This window comes from Paenibacillus sp. FSL R5-0908 (genome assembly GCF_038006245.1).
Lineage (GTDB): Bacteria > Bacillota > Bacilli > Paenibacillales > Paenibacillaceae > Paenibacillus_AQ > Paenibacillus_AQ odorifer.
On the sequence record NZ_JBBOUV010000001.1, the window covers coordinates 2,363,378 to 2,379,420 of the forward strand.

General features: G+C 46.9%; 17 protein-coding genes. 9 read left to right on the plus strand and 8 right to left on the minus strand.

Annotated elements, in window-relative coordinates; translation table 11 throughout:
- Window positions 1-1,368 carry a YheC/YheD family endospore coat-associated protein gene (locus MKZ09_RS10240; RefSeq protein ID WP_036683975.1) on the minus strand — a complete coding sequence of 456 codons (1,368 nt, stop codon included), beginning with the start codon at window positions 1,366-1,368 and terminating at the stop codon, window positions 1-3.
- 305 nt (window positions 1,369-1,673) lie between these two features.
- On the opposite strand from MKZ09_RS10240, the gene MKZ09_RS10245 reads away from it, so the two are divergent.
- Entirely contained in the window at window positions 1,674-2,012 is a 339-nt protein-coding gene (locus MKZ09_RS10245) for a YlbF family regulator (RefSeq protein ID WP_036683973.1), read from the plus strand.
- 113 nt (window positions 2,013-2,125) lie between these two features.
- Here MKZ09_RS10245 and MKZ09_RS10250 read toward each other — a convergent pair whose 3' ends face one another.
- Window positions 2,126-2,701: a hypothetical protein gene (locus MKZ09_RS10250; protein WP_197740342.1), complete on the minus strand. Its 576-nt coding sequence runs from the start codon at window positions 2,699-2,701 to the stop codon at window positions 2,126-2,128.
- Between the two features lie 196 nt (window positions 2,702-2,897).
- On the opposite strand from MKZ09_RS10250, the gene MKZ09_RS10255 reads away from it, so the two are divergent.
- Window positions 2,898-3,179 (plus strand): hypothetical protein, encoded by a 282-nt coding sequence (locus MKZ09_RS10255; RefSeq protein ID WP_076202990.1) that lies wholly within the window; start codon window positions 2,898-2,900, stop codon window positions 3,177-3,179.
- Between the two features lie 425 nt (window positions 3,180-3,604).
- Here MKZ09_RS10255 and MKZ09_RS10260 read toward each other — a convergent pair whose 3' ends face one another.
- The 3 genes from MKZ09_RS10260 to MKZ09_RS10270 form a co-directional block, all read right to left on the minus strand.
- On the minus strand, window positions 3,605-3,745 hold the full coding sequence (locus MKZ09_RS10260) for a hypothetical protein (protein ID WP_179089532.1): 141 nt from the start codon (window positions 3,743-3,745) through the stop codon (window positions 3,605-3,607).
- Between the two features lie 163 nt (window positions 3,746-3,908).
- Window positions 3,909-4,328: a hypothetical protein gene (locus MKZ09_RS10265; RefSeq protein ID WP_076202993.1), complete on the minus strand. Its 420-nt coding sequence runs from the start codon at window positions 4,326-4,328 to the stop codon at window positions 3,909-3,911.
- Window positions 4,291-4,620 carry a hypothetical protein gene (locus MKZ09_RS10270; protein WP_076202997.1) on the minus strand — a complete coding sequence of 110 codons (330 nt, stop codon included), beginning with the start codon at window positions 4,618-4,620 and terminating at the stop codon, window positions 4,291-4,293. The genes MKZ09_RS10265 and MKZ09_RS10270 overlap by 38 nt, the downstream gene beginning before the upstream one ends.
- A 299-nt stretch (window positions 4,621-4,919) precedes the next feature.
- Between MKZ09_RS10270 and MKZ09_RS10275 the strand changes: the two genes are divergently transcribed.
- Window positions 4,920-6,254, plus strand: coding sequence for a DRTGG domain-containing protein (locus tag MKZ09_RS10275; RefSeq protein ID WP_076124897.1), 1,335 nt, complete (start codon window positions 4,920-4,922; stop codon window positions 6,252-6,254).
- A 134-nt stretch (window positions 6,255-6,388) separates the two neighbouring features.
- On the opposite strand, the gene MKZ09_RS10280 is transcribed toward MKZ09_RS10275, so the two are convergent.
- The 3 genes from MKZ09_RS10280 to MKZ09_RS10290 form a co-directional block, all read right to left on the minus strand.
- Window positions 6,389-6,697, minus strand: coding sequence for a YtpI family protein (locus MKZ09_RS10280; protein ID WP_076203000.1), 309 nt, complete (start codon window positions 6,695-6,697; stop codon window positions 6,389-6,391).
- An 83-nt stretch (window positions 6,698-6,780) separates the two neighbouring features.
- Window positions 6,781-7,281 (minus strand): DUF4044 domain-containing protein, encoded by a 501-nt coding sequence (locus MKZ09_RS10285; protein ID WP_038569663.1) that lies wholly within the window; start codon window positions 7,279-7,281, stop codon window positions 6,781-6,783.
- A gap of 5 nt (window positions 7,282-7,286) precedes the next feature.
- Complete coding sequence (locus tag MKZ09_RS10290) at window positions 7,287-7,610, minus strand: YtrH family sporulation protein (RefSeq protein ID WP_036678886.1); 324 nt, start codon at window positions 7,608-7,610, stop codon at window positions 7,287-7,289.
- 141 nt (window positions 7,611-7,751) lie between these two features.
- On the opposite strand from MKZ09_RS10290, the gene MKZ09_RS10295 reads away from it, so the two are divergent.
- From MKZ09_RS10295 to pyk, 6 genes are all read left to right on the plus strand, one after another.
- Window positions 7,752-11,393, plus strand: coding sequence for a DNA polymerase III subunit alpha (locus tag MKZ09_RS10295; protein ID WP_076203003.1), 3,642 nt, complete (start codon window positions 7,752-7,754; stop codon window positions 11,391-11,393).
- Window positions 11,394-11,467: 74 nt separating this feature from the next.
- Window positions 11,468-11,968: a phosphatidylglycerophosphatase A family protein gene (locus MKZ09_RS10300; protein ID WP_036678892.1), complete on the plus strand. Its 501-nt coding sequence runs from the start codon at window positions 11,468-11,470 to the stop codon at window positions 11,966-11,968.
- A gap of 146 nt (window positions 11,969-12,114) precedes the next feature.
- Window positions 12,115-12,303 (plus strand): hypothetical protein, encoded by a 189-nt coding sequence (locus MKZ09_RS10305; protein ID WP_036678895.1) that lies wholly within the window; start codon window positions 12,115-12,117, stop codon window positions 12,301-12,303.
- Between the two features lie 72 nt (window positions 12,304-12,375).
- Window positions 12,376-13,269, plus strand: a complete 894-nt coding sequence (gene accD, locus MKZ09_RS10310; protein ID WP_076124903.1) for an acetyl-CoA carboxylase, carboxyltransferase subunit beta — start codon at window positions 12,376-12,378, stop codon at window positions 13,267-13,269.
- A 1-nt stretch (window position 13,270) separates the two neighbouring features.
- Window positions 13,271-14,272: an acetyl-CoA carboxylase carboxyltransferase subunit alpha gene (locus MKZ09_RS10315; protein WP_036678900.1), complete on the plus strand. Its 1,002-nt coding sequence runs from the start codon at window positions 13,271-13,273 to the stop codon at window positions 14,270-14,272.
- A 330-nt stretch (window positions 14,273-14,602) separates the two neighbouring features.
- Complete coding sequence (gene pyk / locus MKZ09_RS10320; protein ID WP_038569666.1) at window positions 14,603-16,021, plus strand: pyruvate kinase; 1,419 nt, start codon at window positions 14,603-14,605, stop codon at window positions 16,019-16,021.
- Window positions 16,022-16,043 lie beyond the last annotated feature (22 nt).

The following is a 16,043-nucleotide window of genomic DNA, read 5'->3' on the forward strand; positions in this document are numbered from 1 at the left end:
TTATAAACCGGCCAAGTAGCGGCAATATAAAATCATTTGCTTGACGGACGGTCTTATTTTTTGATCGTTTAACGGTGTATTATCGTTCTTGGAGGGCTTGGAGTTAACCTCTAAGAGCCATATTCGTCCTGATTGATCCAGTGCCAGATCGATTCCGAGCTCTCCGAAATGAGCGGGGATAAAGGTTTCGACCCCTCTTGCAATGGCAAGTGCTGCTCTGGGCAGCTGAAGCTGAACGTTTTCTTTTGCGCCCGGAGGAAGACTGCTCTTGCTAACTGCTTCTTTTACAGTGCTGAGACTGCCACCTCTAGCTAAATTAGACACGAAGTGATTGCTGCCGGCGGTGCGGGCGACAATGGAGGTAACCCCCCATTTTCCGCTGCCATTCTTCTGAACAAGTGCCCGGAAATCTACAGGTCGCCTTCCTAGCTCCATTAAAGGCAATCCCTGCTGAATCTGGTATCGAGTAGTCTTCATTTTGGGAGCGATGGACTGGTACAATTTAGCGAGAGTGGTATAGCTTTGCTTGCGTGTACCTATGGAGGTAGTAGACAACAGACGGTAACCTCCGCCTTCTTCTTTAGAGATACGAAGTATGCCTTTGCCGAGACTGCCTCGTACAGGTTTCAAAAATACACTTGGGTAATGGCTGCACATCTTCTTCATTACGGCAAAGCCGTTCAACGCATGCGACTCAGGTAAATACCGCTGCAGGGAAGGGTCTTGCGCTAAAGCTTCAAATACCTCTGTCTTGTCAAGAAATTTTTCGTTGAAGAAATGCGTTCCATATCGTGATTTTACATCCGCCAAAAAATGCTGTACGCTAGGTTTATTCTCCACCTTTCGCGTCGTTAACCGATTGTTGATTACATCGGCAATGGGCAGACTCATTTTTCTCCAACCCTCGTTGTATACCCAGCCCTGAATGGAAGAACTGCGTGTTTCCAGCGCTTCCGGGGTAAAGAAATATACATAGGCGCCTTGTGTGTGGCAGGCATTTGTCAATTCCCGACAGAACATGGTAATGGGTCCAAACAACCTGTCGAGATTATCTGGATGGTCACGACTGACGAGCACGCCGATCAACGGTCCTAGCCGCAAGGTGCGGCTTACAGAGCTGTAAGAAACGTTGAGGGTTTGTCGGTGTTTCCATCCGGTCCGCCGCGCCAGTCCTTCGCTTACACGCAGGATGTCGGATTTGGGAGCCGAGATAATGGTAACCTCCTGCCGGAAAGAGCCGAATGCCAGCTGGAGTGTTCCGTGAGATGGGATTTTGAGTCTTTTCATGGATTTTTCGCCAAGCATTATAGCGTTTTCCTGCAGGATGCCCGAGTTGACCGTATGGACCGGGATCTTGAATTGGGACATCGTGGATCTCCTTCCGGTAGGCAGCATGATGCCGGCAATTTGGTAGCTAAGGGTTACATATCATTCATCATATGGAGACAGATGACCCTTGGTGATTGACCTAACCGCTAAAAACCTTGCCCAGTCATTTCATAAGCTCGGCCCAAGAAGCGAAACAAGTATGGAATGAGCGAATATTGGAAACTAAAGCAGCGTGGATTCAGGAAGCAGCTGCTAACAAAACTTAAGCGTATGTTTTCGGAGTGAGTTTTGTACGAAGACGATCTGAGGAGTGTACGCTAACAAAACTTTTAGGAGGAATCATAATGAGCATTCACGACAAAGCACATGAACTGGCGAAAGCCATTAAAGAGAGCAGCGAGGTATCGGATATCAGAAATGCCATGAAGGTCGTAGAAACGGATCCTGAAGCGAAAGCGATGCTGGACAATTTCCGCCAAGGTCAGATGGAGCTGCAACAACGGATGATGAGCGGAGAAATGCCTCCACAGGAAGAAATGGAGAAGATGGAGAAGCTGTTCGAGGTGCTTAACTTGAATCTTGGCATTCGTCGTCTGTTCGATGCGGAACGCCGTCTGAGCGTTGTAATCGAGGATGTAAATAAAATTATCACCGAGAGTTTGTCTCAATTGTACGGCGAATAAATTTCAACAATGAAAATCAAAAGAGGGTGTTCCCGAAGCCGGTGGCTCTGGAAACACCCTCTTTCTTATGGCTGTGGCTATATGGCTAGCCTAAGCTCAACCTCAACCTCAACCTAATCTTGTTTACCTTCGACTGCGCAGAGAAGAATACCAGCTGCCAAACCTAAGCGGCGATCAAGCTTGCCTTTTCGATCCTCCGAGAAGTCAGCCATAATTTTGGTGACAAATGGATTGAAATTTTGCTTGAAGGCAGGGATCGTTGCATCATCCATCTCGATATTATATTTCTGCGGAATAATAGCGATGAAGCGGCGCAGTAGAGCCATTGCGGTGCTGTCTTCCTTGATTTTTCCAATTTCCTGATCATGACGGTCAAGAATAATCCATTCATCCTTCAAAATAGATTTGAGTCCCTTACGGCGAAAAGCACCAATATGCTCACCAGACTCTGTATCGTGTACATCATAAGTGGCGCTAAAATCGACCACATTGCGGGCTTTTATGCGCAGAAGCTCCTTCTGCATGGATTCATCCGTATAAAGTGCAATGTCTTCTTTAAGCTTGAACGCTTTCATTTGCGAATAGAGCACAAGCTGCTCAGAGCTATCAAAAATATGAAGTTTCGCACCCATGATCGAAAATACTTTTTTGCGAATTATGTATTCGGTATGATTATAAGCTGCATTCAATTCAAAAACGCCTCCCCTAAATGAAATCATCATCTCATATATAAGCATCTTCTGCTATATAAATGCTAACCTTTTATACATAATTTTGAAAAAGCATATATTTTTTAATGGACTTGTCTCATATTACGGGCCTCATGTTCATAGAGTAGAGATATAGATTCAATCGAATATCCTGTCTACGAAGGAGCTGTTATTAATGAGAAAAAGAAACAAGTTCAAACATGGTATCTATTTGTTGCTGGCGTTGGCCATGCTTTTGTATGCACTGCCGAAGCTTTCGCTTGCGAATGGACCGAGCTGGGTGTTTGGTTTTGGAGTCGTCTGGTCACTTTTTGCGTTTATGGTCATTGCGGCACATTTGCATTTTATTATCGGGGTTGATGAGGAAAAGACCAAACGTTTGGAAGCTGTGCGAAAAGCAAAGCTGGAGCAATGGCAGACAAAGTGGAATGAAGAAACTAGAGTTTCGCAAAGATAATAGAGTTGGGGTCGATTACTAAAAAAGCTAGATTAGCTTCAGGTCTCTTGAAAAAGCGCGGCAGTCGTGCAAAGAGAAGTATAAATACCGTAGAATGTCGAGCAAAACACCAAAGTAGCCAAAAGAAAGGTATAAATACCGTAGAATGCCGCGCAAAACGCACAACTAGCCAAAAGAAAGGTATAAATACCGTAGAATGCCGCGCAAAACACCAAAGTAGCCAAGGGAAAGGTATAAATACCGTAGAATGCCGCGCAAAACACCAAAGTAGCGAAAAGAGAGGCAAAAATGCCTTAGAATGCCAAGCTAATCGCAAAAGTCACACAAAGAGGCATACAAAAAAGACACACTCATACGAAAAAGCCCACTAGCCTAAGCCAGTGGGCTTTAATATGCCCCCTGCATTGCTTGCAGGGGGCTAAATGTTATTTGCCACCCGTAAAAGGATTGATCTCATTGGTGAGATCTCTTTCAGCCTTCTTTTCTTCGGCAGATATCCGTTTACCAAGAGCCGCGTAATACCACACCGCAGGAACGAGGACCGCGAGTATAAAAAGAAATTGCATAAGCTCAGCTCCTTTCACGTCGATGTTATAAACTTTTTTTCCAGATCGTAGAGAGGATGGACATAATCCTACCATCATCCCATCATCCCATCATCCCATCATCCCATCATCCCATCATCCGATCATCCGATCATCCCCCACTTGTTGAGCAAAAACCATCCGATTACTTTTTACTGACCGAGCATTCAACTTCAAATACATAACTGGCGCTTCCCTGAGGCCATCTTGCATGGATGATATATAGGTGTCTGCCGCTACCTGCTGCGAGTTGAAAACTATTTTTGTCCACGGAAAGGGCTTCGTCCGGTCGTTCCTCACCAGGAAATGAAGCCATAACCTCTATCTCCTTGGGTGCATATGAGAATTCGAGTTCTACCCGATCACCGCTGATGGCTTTAGGATGTACCTTTTGTTTGGAAACCAATTCATCGTAAGAAGCCATATCCACACATACGCCTTTGCCATTGTCGTTCCAGCAATAAGCGCCTTGAATAGCCTCGAATTGCTCACCGCCAACAGTAACTTGAACGCTTGGGGGCTGTGGGTTAGCTGTTACTTCCGACGATCCAAAAGGAGAACTCATAACTTATACCATCCTTCATGTTCACAGTGGTGCTGTAATCGCTGGGAGCAATATCTAGTTGTCCTCTATCATATTCAGCAGTAGTTATGGCTTGAACGAAACGTTCAAAGGAGGATGGAGCCGAAATAGTGGCCATTGGCTGTTTTTTTTCAATTAAGTTGATAGAAACTATATTATTTGCATCCAGCTCAATTTGGCCTGCTTGTTTTACTTCGTTTTCCGTATTTCCACAGCCGACCAGTCCTATAAAAAGCAAAGTAATAGTAAGTAGTAATAAAGCGGTCTTGTTCATCTCTTCAATGCTCCTTTATACCTTCTTTAATTCTCAGACTATAAAAAAGAGGAAAAGTTTGCTAAATAAAGGCAGCGAATGTTTAAGGTCAGCTTAAAACGCATCAGAGATATTCAGTTTCAAAAATTCGATTTTAAGGTGGTTTTTAAACTTACTATGTGGCAATACCTACCTAAATCGTAGATTGTGTAAGGAGAGTGAAATTCGAATTCGAAGCTTATGAATCGGTTGTACTGAGCCATTCTATCGTTGTATAATAGGTACAGTATAGTACAGATCGGAGCATGGGGGTGTAACAGTTGGAAGGTCAAGGCGATGCGATTACTAAACACGAGCAACTGCTGCAGCATATTGAAGGTCTTAAGGTAGGCACCAAAATATCAGTTCGCAAGCTCGCCAAAGAAATGCTAGTCAGCGAAGGGACTGCTTACCGTGCAGTGAAGGAAGCTGAGAATCTCGGGATAGTCATCACGAAGGAACGGATTGGTACAGTTCGTGTAGAAAAGAAACCTCGGAACATTTCAGAGCAGCTGACGTTTGGCGATGTAGTTGATATTGTTGAAGGGCATGTGCTCGGCGGGGCAAGTGGACTAAATAAACATCTGCATAAATACGTGATCGGGGCGATGAAGGTCGATGCAATGATCCGTTATATAGATGCTGACAGTCTGTTGATCGTAGGTAACCGCGATGATGTTCACTCTCTAGCGCTGGAGCAGGGTGCGGGGGTTCTGGTGACAGGGGGCTTCGGGACTAGCCGTGAAGTGAAGGCATTGGCAGACGAGCTGGATCTTCCCATTATTTCTTCGAGACATGACACGTTTACCGTCGCTTCAATGATTAACCGTGCCATTTTTGATAGATTGATTAAGAAAAAAATTATGCTGGTAGAGGATATTATCGACAGCAAACCGCGCCTGAATACGTTAAAAATCTCTAGTACCGTCGGCGAGCTACGACAGGTTTCTGAGGAAACTGGAGAACAGCGCTTTCCCGTTACGGATGAATGGAACCGAGTCATCGGCATTATTGGTCGCCGCGATGTAGAGGAATTGACGGAAGGCCAGATCATTGAAAAAGCGATGATTCGCAGTCCGGTTACAGCTGCACTGCAAACCTCACTAGCCTCCGCGGCCCAGATCATGATGTGGGAAGGCGTGGATTTTCTGCCCATAGTGGACCGTAACCGTAAACTGGTAGGCTCCCTAACCCGTAAAGAAGTGCTGCAAAGCTTACGCGATGTCCGGAATCAACCTCAGCTGGGAGAGACTTTTGATCATCTCATTTGGAATGGTTTTGCGGATGAGCGGGACGAAGAGGGGCGATTGTTCTTCCATGGCTTTATTACACCGCAGATGGCCACGGATCTTGGGACGATTTCTGAAGGGATATTGTCTACGCTTATGACGCTTTCGGCATTTAAAGCAGCTAAGGACATCACAGGAAATGATTATGTACTAGATAATATGTCCACTTATTTTATCCGACCGGTACAGATCGAACATGCGATCATTGTAATGCCGAGACTGCTCGAAATCAGCCGTCGTACCTGTAAGCTTGAAATTGAGATCAGCCACTCGGATACTCTGGTAGCCAAAGCTGTTCTGATGCTGCAATCCATTGATCATGGCTAAAAAATGGTTTGCTAGCTGGATAGCATCCGGTAAATAGGATCGTATACATGCTAAATAGACTGCCCTCATCATTGATAGAGAGGGTAGTCTATTTTATTCTTTCTATTCCGTCAGAACAGCAGCTAAACTTTCGACTAGTGTTGTTCCTGGCTGCGACTACGGCTGTAAAAACTATAGCTGCGTAGCCCCGAGAAGATGTTGAACGCACCAATCAGCAGAAAGGCAGCTTCAACAATGATATTAACGGTAGAGCCGCGAAACAAAAACATGGATATCAAGGACAGCGTAACGAGCATAGCACCTAGCATCACATTCATGACGGAGCGTTTCAGCCCTTTATCTTGGGGATTTAAGGCACAGCGGGAGGATATGCTGAACACAGCGGCACCGATTACAAAGATCACCAGCAGGATAAACAATAAATACTTGATAAATAAAACCATGGACAGCCAGCTCCTTTATCGTGTCTTGCAGTAGCCAAGAAGTAATTTCCACGTCTGTCCATTATTGTATCACACGATGGCTGTCAGCTGCGCTTAAAAGGACTGATTTCTACCCAGATTTGCAGGACGCCTTCCATGACGAGCATGGTTCGGATTTTGACAGAGTATTCCTTGTCACGCACAATGTATAGCTTGCCATCTAACAGCAGTCTAACCAGTTTGCTGTCAGTATCAATATCGAACATGCTGCGGCCGCGCATCGGTTCCAGATCTGAGCCCATTTGGCTTATGATTAATTTTACAGTTACGGGGTCAAGTGGGGTATCTTCTTTGGATTTGCTTTCCTCCGATCGAATTTTGATTTCTCTGATCACGGTTGAGGTATTATTGTATTTTTTGAGTGTCTGAATATCTTTTTGATATTGCTCGATCTGTACACGCAGATCTTGATTATGAAGCCATAATACGTTATATCCTACATGGTAAATAGCATTGTATATGACAGCTCCTACGACGATCCCTAGCATGAATATAGCGGAGATCTGGGTGAATCTGCGAAAACGACTGAATGGTGGAACTCTCACTGGCGTTACCCCCTGCCGCACACCCATTTTACTAGCTCACTGCCCATATGGGCTCCTAGAAAAGCGAAGGCAAGATACATGATTTGTTTGATGGCGGGGGAGAGGTTGCCTCCAATCATGTTGCTTTCAATGACCCGTAAGGGGTCCATAGTACCTCCTACAGCGGCTGCTAGTGCCCATATTTTAATCCGATCTGCCACATCCAGCATCGTTTGCGTCGGCGGTTGCAGGGATACAACGGCGCCGATTCCGCCGAGCATAGCTCCGCCAAGTACGATGCCGAAGGCGATAAAGAAGTCGAGGATAGCTTTGCTCATAAAAATGCTCATACAGGCCCCTTCCCGGACGAGGCATTTACAAGCTTTGCCTGTCCTTATGCTCTTAATCCATTCTATGGGCGGGTCCCCCTTTAATATGATAAAATAGTTTCATCTTATGTTTGATTTTTGCAGTAGAGAGGAAGTGGGGTTATGAGCCCTTTCGTGCATTTGCATGTGCACAGCGAATACAGTTTACTGGACGGGGCGGCGCGCATTACCGATCTCGTGCGCCGGGCCGGCGAATACGGCATGAAGTCGCTGGCGCTTACGGATCATGGAGTGATGTACGGGGCCATCCCCTTTTATAAAGCGTGTAAAGAGAATGGAATCAAACCGATTATTGGCTGTGAAGCTTATTTAACCGCGGGTTCACGCCGTGAGCGGGGCAGTCGAAAAGATCAACCGATCTACCACTTGATTCTGCTCGTCAAGAATGAAACCGGCTACAAGAACCTGATGAAGCTGATCTCTATCGGCCATCTGGAAGGCCATCATTATAAACCCCGGATTGATATGGAAGTGCTGGCAGCTCATTCAGAGGGGATTATCTGCCTTAGTGCTTGTCTGGGCGGAGAAGTGCCGCAGCATCTGCTGCATGGACGTGATGAGGAGGCGCGCATGGCTGCGCTGCGATATAAGGCGATTTTTGGCGAAGATTTCTATCTGGAGCTGCAAGACCACGGGATCTCCGAGCAAAAGAGAGTGAATCCCAAGCTGATCGCCCTTGCCGGGGAATGTGAAATTCCACTTGTGGTGACGAATGATGTCCATTATTTAGCAAAGGAAGATGCTGAAGTTCAGGATGTGCTGATCTGCATCGGAACAGGCAAAACGGTGGATGATGAGGAACGTCTCAAGATCGGAACAGATCAGCTGTTTCTAAAAAGCAGCGAGCAAATGGCGGCATTATTTCCGCATGTGCCGCAGGCTATCGCCAATACCTTATTGATCGCCGAAAAATGTAATTTGGAGCTTACCTTCGGCAATCATATTCTGCCTGCTTATTCTCCGCTCCCTGAAGGCATGGATTCCGCTGCTTATTTGCGTGAGCTGTGCTGGAAGGGGATGGAGGAACGTTATATAGATACACCGCAATGGGCTACACCTGAGCAAAGAGAGACGGCTGAGAAGCGTCTGACCTATGAGCTGGGCGTTATCGAGAGTATGGGCTTCAGCGATTATTTTCTAATTGTGTGGGATTTTATTGCTTATTGTCATCGTCAGGGAATTGCTACGGGACCCGGACGGGGATCTTCAGCGGGTAGTCTCACCGCATACTCTTTGCGAATCACCGATGTGGACCCGTTGAAATATAACTTGCTCTTTGAACGTTTTCTAAATCCAGAACGGATCACCATGCCGGATATTGATATCGATTTTAGCGATGAACGGCGTGATGAGGTTATTGGTTATGTAGTGGATAAATATGGCAAAGAACATGTGGCGCAAATTATTACTTTCGGAACTATGGCTGCACGGGCTGCCGTTCGTGATGTAGGCAGGGTGCTGAACCTGCCTTATAACGAGGTAGACAAAGCTGCCAAGCTTATACCTGGTCAACTAGGGATCAGCCTTGCCAGGGCGCTGGAGAGTACACCAGATCTTAAAGCACTTTATGACACCAATCCAAAGATTAAAGGGTTGCTGGATATGGCAATGAAGGTGGAGGGCATGCCCCGCCATGCTTCGACACATGCCGCTGGGGTTGTTATCTCGAAGGGGCCGTTGACCGATGCAGTCCCACTTCAGGAAGGTAACGAAAGTACGGCGTTAACCCAATACTCAATGGAGCATTTGGAGAGCGTTGGGCTGTTGAAGATGGATTTTCTGGGTTTGCGCACGTTGTCGATTATCGAACGCTGCATGAATTCGATTAGAGAAATGAGCGGAAGTGTTCCGGATTTCCGTATCATCCCATATCATGATCCAGCTACGTATGAAATGCTTGGGGCTGGTGAGACAACAGGGGTCTTCCAGCTGGAGTCGGCGGGCGTTAGACGAGTACTTAAAGATCTGAAGCCTAACGGCTTTGAAGATATTGTATCGGTTCTAGCGCTGTATCGTCCGGGTCCGATGGAATTTATCCCGAAATATATAGCAGGCAAACACGGTGAGATTGAAGTAGAGTATCCACATTCTGATTTGAAGGCTATTTTAGCGGACACCTATGGGATCATTGTGTATCAGGAACAGATCATGCAGATTGCTTCTCTGATGGCGGGCTTCTCGTTAGGAGAAGCGGATCTGCTCCGTCGAGCGGTCTCTAAGAAAAAACGTGAGACTCTGGATAAGGAACGGAGCCATTTTGTTCAAGGCAGCTTGCAGCAAGGGTATAATGAAACCGATGCGAATGCTGTTTATGATATGATCGTGCGCTTTGCCGATTACGGCTTCCCGCGTGCTCATGCCGCGGCTTATGGAGTGTTGGCTTTCCAGACAGCCTATCTCAAGGCACATTATCCGGTGCAGTTTATGGCGTCTATGTTGACCGCTGTAATGGGCACTCACCGCAAGGTAGCGGAGTATGTGCTGGACTGCCGCCGCACGGGCATCGGCGTGTTGCCGCCGGATGTGAACGAGAGCGGCGTATTGTTTACTCCGGTTCCAGGCGAAGGAACCGGAACGGGGCATATCCGCTTTGGACTCGCAGCCATTAAGAACGTCGGCACGCTGGCAGTGGAGAACATTATGGCAGTACGCAAGGAGCGGCCGTTCGACAGTCTGCTAGATTTCTGTCGACGTGTGGACCTGCGGGTCTGCAATAAGCGGGTAGTGGAATCTTTGCTGCAGGCGGGAGCTTTTGACTGTCTGCCGGGTCATCGCGCCCAGCTGCTGGCTATGCTGGACGAGACGGTTGACGCTGCGCTGAAATGGCGCAAGGAGCGGGATGAACTGCAAATCCAGCTGTTCGACGATTTGGTGGAGACACCGAACTGGGAAATCCGCTATCCGGATATCCCTAAGTTCACCATTGGCCAGCAGCTGGAGATGGAACGTGAGCTGCTGGGGTTATATCTTTCGGGCCATCCGCTTGATGATAGCGCGGAACTGCTTGAGGAGCCCGGCATGCAGCGGCTGATGGATCTTGGTGAAGCCGCGGATGAGAGCCAGACGGTTACGGCCGGAATGGTAGTATCCGTTAAGGAAATTACGACGAAGCAAGGAAAATCGATGGCCTTCGTCGAATGGGAAGATCAGATCGAGCGCTGCGAGGTCGTGCTCTTCCCTGAGGTGTGGAAGCGAAGCCGCAGCTTGATTGCCAAGGGCGCGCTGCTGGCCTTGCGCGCTAAGGTGCAGCAGGAAGACGAAGGCTTCAAGCTGCTGGCCGAGGAAGTGGCGCTGCTGTCTGCGGAGGCTCTCCGCGGGCTGTTGCAGCGCCGTAGTGCCGCCGCGTCCCGCTCGTACAGCGCGGGACGCTCGGCCTCGGCAGGAGCGCCGCCACGCGGCGCAGCTCCTGCTTCCCGGACCAGCGGTGCCGCCGCTGGTCCGGCTGCCAGGCCAGCAGGCGGCACAACGCCGCCTGCAACACCTGCACAGGCCGCGCCAACAACAGCGGCGACCTCAGGCCAGCGTGTCTTTATCAAGATCACGCCGGCCTCAGAGAATGCAGCGTTGCTGTCGCGCCTGAAAGAGCTGCTGCAGAATCATCCCGGTCCAGCTGCGACGCTTTTGTTCTATGAACAGAATCAGAAGCTCCTAGCTCTTAGCGACAATTATCGAATTAAGCCGTCCGAGGAACTTTTCGCGGCGATCGAGGTTATGCTGGGTGCAGGTACGGTAAGAATAAAATAAGAACAATTCTCCCCTTTTCCGCATACATTAGGAAACCACAGGGCACATCCCTGTACGGAAAGGGGAGTCGCAGCATGTCCTATCAAATGGCAGTAGATCTGTTGGAACGCAGAGGTGTATCACTTTCCTCCATTGCTGAAATCGTATATATTTTACAATCGGTTTATTATCCTGGTTTAACTAAGGATGAATGTCTGTCCAGCGTCAAGTCTGTTTTGGGCAAAAGAGAAGTGCAGTATACTTTAATGACAGGTGTTGCTCTTGATGAATTAGCCGAGAAAAAACTGCTTCCACAGCCGCTGCAGGCGGTAATGGAGGCTGATGAATCCCTCTACGGAGCGGACGAGACTCTGGCACTTGGTATTACAGGGGTATATGGGATGATCGGACTGACAGGTTTTGGGTATTTGGACAAAATAAAGCTTGGAATCATTGGTGAACTGAACGATGATAAAGGTAGGATTCATGTGTTCTTGGATGACCTTGTTGCCGGCATTGCTGCCGCCGCTTCCGCCAGAATTGCTCATCGGCATGAAGGGGCAAAAGTATATCCTTTAGGCACGGACAAGGAATAATTGAGCCCCTTTATTTCGTTTGAACAAGTTCCTCAGTCTTGCTTCCTATGCCCTACTCCTGTTGCGGGAAAAAAGAAAACTGTGTTATCATAATTCCATTATACGGGATACGGCTGGGAATTAAGATTGGGGAGGCCTTGCAGGGCATGTGGACGGTAATATATATCGCGCCGACCGCCAGAGTGGCGGATATGATTAAGAGTAAGCTGACAGAAGAAGGTTTTTTGGTAGAATGCCGTCCAATCAATATGTCCAAGCAGCAGTTTGAGATATTGGTTCCTTCAGGTGAACTGGAGGAAGTACAGGAAGTCCTTAATCTTATTCTGCATCCCTGAGTTTCTTACAAGACAAAAGTCATGACAGCGGCAAGCTGCATAACGCAAATAAACGGCTGAAGAGGTGCGGGTGTGTTCAAAGATTTATTTCAGAAGAAACGGAAGTACGCGACTATTCCTTCAGAACGTCTGGAGCGGAGCGGCGGGCCTGCGGAAGGCGAACGCCCCAAACGTGAAATCCCTGAAGGATTAATGAGCAAATGTAATAAATGCGGAACGATCCAGTATAGTAAGGAATTAGAGAAGAACCTAAAGGTATGTCCTAATTGTGGTCACCACTTGCGCCTAAATGCTGTGGAGCGCATTGCAATGACATTAGACCCTGAGGGCTTTATTGAGTTTGACAGTGAAATGTATTCTATCGACCCGCTGAAATTTCCGGGTTACGCTTCCAAAGTGGAGCAACAGCAGCTGAAATCTGGACAAACTGAAGCCGTAATTACGGGTCAGGGTTCCATTGGTGGCCATCCAGTCATCGTAGCTGTGATGAATTTTGAATTTTTCTCAGGCAGTATGGGCTCTGTAGTAGGGGAGAAGATCACCCGTGCGATAGAAGAGGCCACAGAGCAACAGCTTCCACTCCTTATTTTCTCTACTTCAGGTGGAGCGAGAATGCAGGAGAGTATTCTTAGTCTAATGCAAATGGCGAAGACCAGCGCTGCGCTGGCTCGTTTTAACGAGGTTGGTGGTCTTTATATCTCGATAATTACGGATCCTACTACCGGTGGAGTATCTGCGAGTTTTGCCAGCCTTGGTGATATAATTATTGCAGAGCCTGGAGCGGTATTTGGTTTTGCAGGACGTATAGTCATTGAGCAGACCATTCGCCAGAAGCTTCCGGATGATTTCCAGACCGCTGAATTTAATCTTCAGCATGGGTTGCTTGATATGGTCGTGCACCGCAAAGAAATGCGCGCTACATTGACTAAAATTTTGGAGCTGCATGACGTGAAAGGGGGATTTTAGGTTGGCAGGAGAGTTGCCTTTTGAAATGCCTCTGGTAGAAATGCGCAAGAAGATTGCTGAACTGAAGCAGTTTGGCGAAGAGAAGGGTATTGATTTTACGGACGAGGTAGCTAGGCTGGAAGAACGATACCGTGTGCTGGAGGAAGAGATATATTCTAATATTTCTCCTTCGCAAAAAATGCATTTGGCTAGACATCAAGGACGTCCGACTTCCCTTGATCTTATGGGGCAGATCTTCACAGATTTTATTGAACTCCACGGTGATCGGATGTTTGGGGATGATCTTGCTATTGTAGGCGGCATAGGTAAACTAAATGGGTTGCCGGTTACAGTTATTGGCCAGCAGCGCGGTAAAGACACCAAAGAGAATATTTTACGATTCTTCGGCAGTGCACACCCTGAGGGCTTCCGTAAAGCGCTGCGTCTGATGCAGCAAGCGGACAAGTTCAAACGTCCCATTATTACCTTCGTGGATACGAAAGGTGCATACCCAGGCAATACAGCCGAGGAAAGAGGTCAATCCGAAGCGATTGCCCGTAATTTACGCGAGATGTCTCAGTTTGGTGTCCCTGTAATCTGTGTGGTCATCGGTGAAGGCGGAAGCGGTGGCGCCTTGGCATTGGCGGTTGGCAATAGAGTGCTCATGCTGGAACATGCCATTTATTCGGCGATATCTCCTAACGGAGCGGCCTCTATTCTGTGGAAGGATGCTTCGAAGGCTGATCAAGCGGCAGAAGCCATGAAGATAACGGCTGCTGATCTGCTCGAGATGGAAGTTATAGAAGAGATCGTACCAGAGCCTAAAGGCGGCGCTCATCGGGATTACGAAGCAACGGCAGCGGCGATTAAGGATGCATTATGGCGGCATCTGCAGGAGCTAACCCAGATGAACTCAGTGGAATTGAAGGATGATCGATACCGTAAATTCCGTAAAATTGGTGAGTTTGCAGAGGCTCAGCAGGAACAAATTTTTATTGAAGAAGAAGTGAAGTCAGAAGTGTAAAAGTGCAAAATCATTTGCACTTTAAGACATATAGCTATACTTAGTGGGTCTTTTGGATATAGTGTAAAATATACAATTTATTGGAATTAAAATAATCTCGATCCACTAACGGGATTATTTTAATTTTTTTTATGTTTACAGAAAATTCGACTTAAAGTTACACCTAAAAGTGCCTACAACATTGATTTTGTGTCCGGTTTGCAGTAATATTCATAAGGGCGTACTTAAAGGCACATGTGACAAAGTTCCTATTTTATTAGTTAGCCTTGTAGTAGATTTTGTAGTTGGAAAAAGTGAGACAGAGAGAACGAAAAAACGGAGGAAAACCTAATGCGGAAAAGTAAAATTGTATGTACGATCGGACCTGCGAGTGAATCGTTGGAGAATATCAAAAAATTGATTTTGGCTGGTATGAATGTGGCCCGTCTGAATTTCTCCCACGGCGATTTCGAAGAGCACGGTGCTCGGATCAATACGATCCGTCAAGCATCTAAGGAACTGAACAAAACAGTTGCTATCCTGCTCGATACTAAAGGACCGGAGATTCGCACAGGCAAGCTGGAAGTAGAACCGATTGAACTTGTTCAGGACGAGTACCTGACACTGACTACGGAAGAGATCCTTGGTAATCAAGATCGTATTTCCATCACGTACAGCGAACTTCCTAACGATGTTCAAGTAGGATCCACAATCCTTATTGATGACGGTCTGATTGGTTTGACAGTTGTCGACATTCAAGGTACAGAAATCAAGACCCGTATTGTAAACGGTGGTACGATTAAGAGCAAAAAAGGCGTTAACGTACCAGGGGTAAACATCTCCTTGCCGGGTATTACGGAAAAAGACACCAACGATATTCTTTTTGGTATCGAACAGGACATCGATTTTATCGCCGCTTCCTTCGTTCGCAAAGCTAGCGACGTTCAGGAAATTCGTGAGCTGCTTGAGAAAAACAACGCTTCTCACATCCAAATCATTTCCAAAATCGAAAACCAACAAGGTGTTGACAACCTTGATGAAATTTTAGAAGCTTCTGACGGCCTGATGGTTGCTCGTGGTGACCTTGGTGTTGAAATCCCAGCTGAAGATGTACCTTTGGCTCAAAAATTGATGATTCAAAAATGTAACGTTGCTGGTAAACCAGTTATCACAGCTACACAAATGTTGGATTCCATGCAACGCAACCCACGTCCTACTCGCGCTGAAGCAAGTGACGTAGCAAACGCTATTTTAGATGGTACAGATGCAATCATGCTTTCCGGAGAAACTGCTGCTGGTAAATATCCAGTAGAATCCGTACTTACAATGTCCCGCATTGCTGAGAAAGCGGAATCCGCTCTGAACCACCATGAAATCTTCATGAAACAACAAACTGCACAAGAAACTACAGTTACAGAAGCAATCAGCCAATCCGTTGCAATTTCTGCTTTGGATCTGAACGCTAAGGCTATCATTTCTTCGACTGTAACAGGTCATACTGCACGCGTTGTTTCTAAATACCGTCCTAAAGCACCAATCATTGCTGTTACAACACAAGAAAGAACTATGCGTCAATTGTCCCTCGTTTGGGGCGTAACGCCAGTGTTCGGACAAGTTGCATCTTCCACAGATGAGCTGCTGGAAACAGCAATCAAAGGTGGTAAGGATTCCGGTCTGGTTCAAACTGGTGACCTAGTTGTGATTACTGCAGGAATTCCACTTGGACGTTCTGGTTCCACTAACTTGGTAAAAGTAAGCACAATCGAGTAGTTCTCGATTGGCTTCACCTGTT

What these genes read in the sequence shown, in the direction of transcription:
- MKZ09_RS10240 (WP_036683975.1), bottom strand. Translation starts at nt 1,368, where the DNA reads ATGTCCCAATTCAAGATCCCGGTCCATACGGTCAACTCGGGCATCCTG.
- MKZ09_RS10245 (WP_036683973.1), top strand. Translation starts at nt 1,674, where the DNA reads ATGAGCATTCACGACAAAGCACATGAACTGGCGAAAGCCATTAAAGAG.
- MKZ09_RS10255 (WP_076202990.1), top strand. Translation starts at nt 2,898, where the DNA reads ATGAGAAAAAGAAACAAGTTCAAACATGGTATCTATTTGTTGCTGGCG.
- MKZ09_RS10260 (WP_179089532.1), bottom strand. Translation starts at nt 3,745, where the DNA reads ATGCAATTTCTTTTTATACTCGCGGTCCTCGTTCCTGCGGTGTGGTAT.
- MKZ09_RS10265 (WP_076202993.1), bottom strand. Translation starts at nt 4,328, where the DNA reads ATGAGTTCTCCTTTTGGATCGTCGGAAGTAACAGCTAACCCACAGCCC.
- MKZ09_RS10270 (WP_076202997.1), bottom strand. Translation starts at nt 4,620, where the DNA reads ATGAACAAGACCGCTTTATTACTACTTACTATTACTTTGCTTTTTATA.
- MKZ09_RS10280 (WP_076203000.1), bottom strand. Translation starts at nt 6,697, where the DNA reads ATGGTTTTATTTATCAAGTATTTATTGTTTATCCTGCTGGTGATCTTT.
- MKZ09_RS10290 (WP_036678886.1), bottom strand. Translation starts at nt 7,610, where the DNA reads ATGAGCATTTTTATGAGCAAAGCTATCCTCGACTTCTTTATCGCCTTC.
- MKZ09_RS10295 (WP_076203003.1), top strand. Translation starts at nt 7,752, where the DNA reads ATGAGCCCTTTCGTGCATTTGCATGTGCACAGCGAATACAGTTTACTG.
- MKZ09_RS10300 (WP_036678892.1), top strand. Translation starts at nt 11,468, where the DNA reads ATGTCCTATCAAATGGCAGTAGATCTGTTGGAACGCAGAGGTGTATCA.
- MKZ09_RS10305 (WP_036678895.1), top strand. Translation starts at nt 12,115, where the DNA reads ATGTGGACGGTAATATATATCGCGCCGACCGCCAGAGTGGCGGATATG.
- pyk (WP_038569666.1), top strand. Translation starts at nt 14,603, where the DNA reads ATGCGGAAAAGTAAAATTGTATGTACGATCGGACCTGCGAGTGAATCG.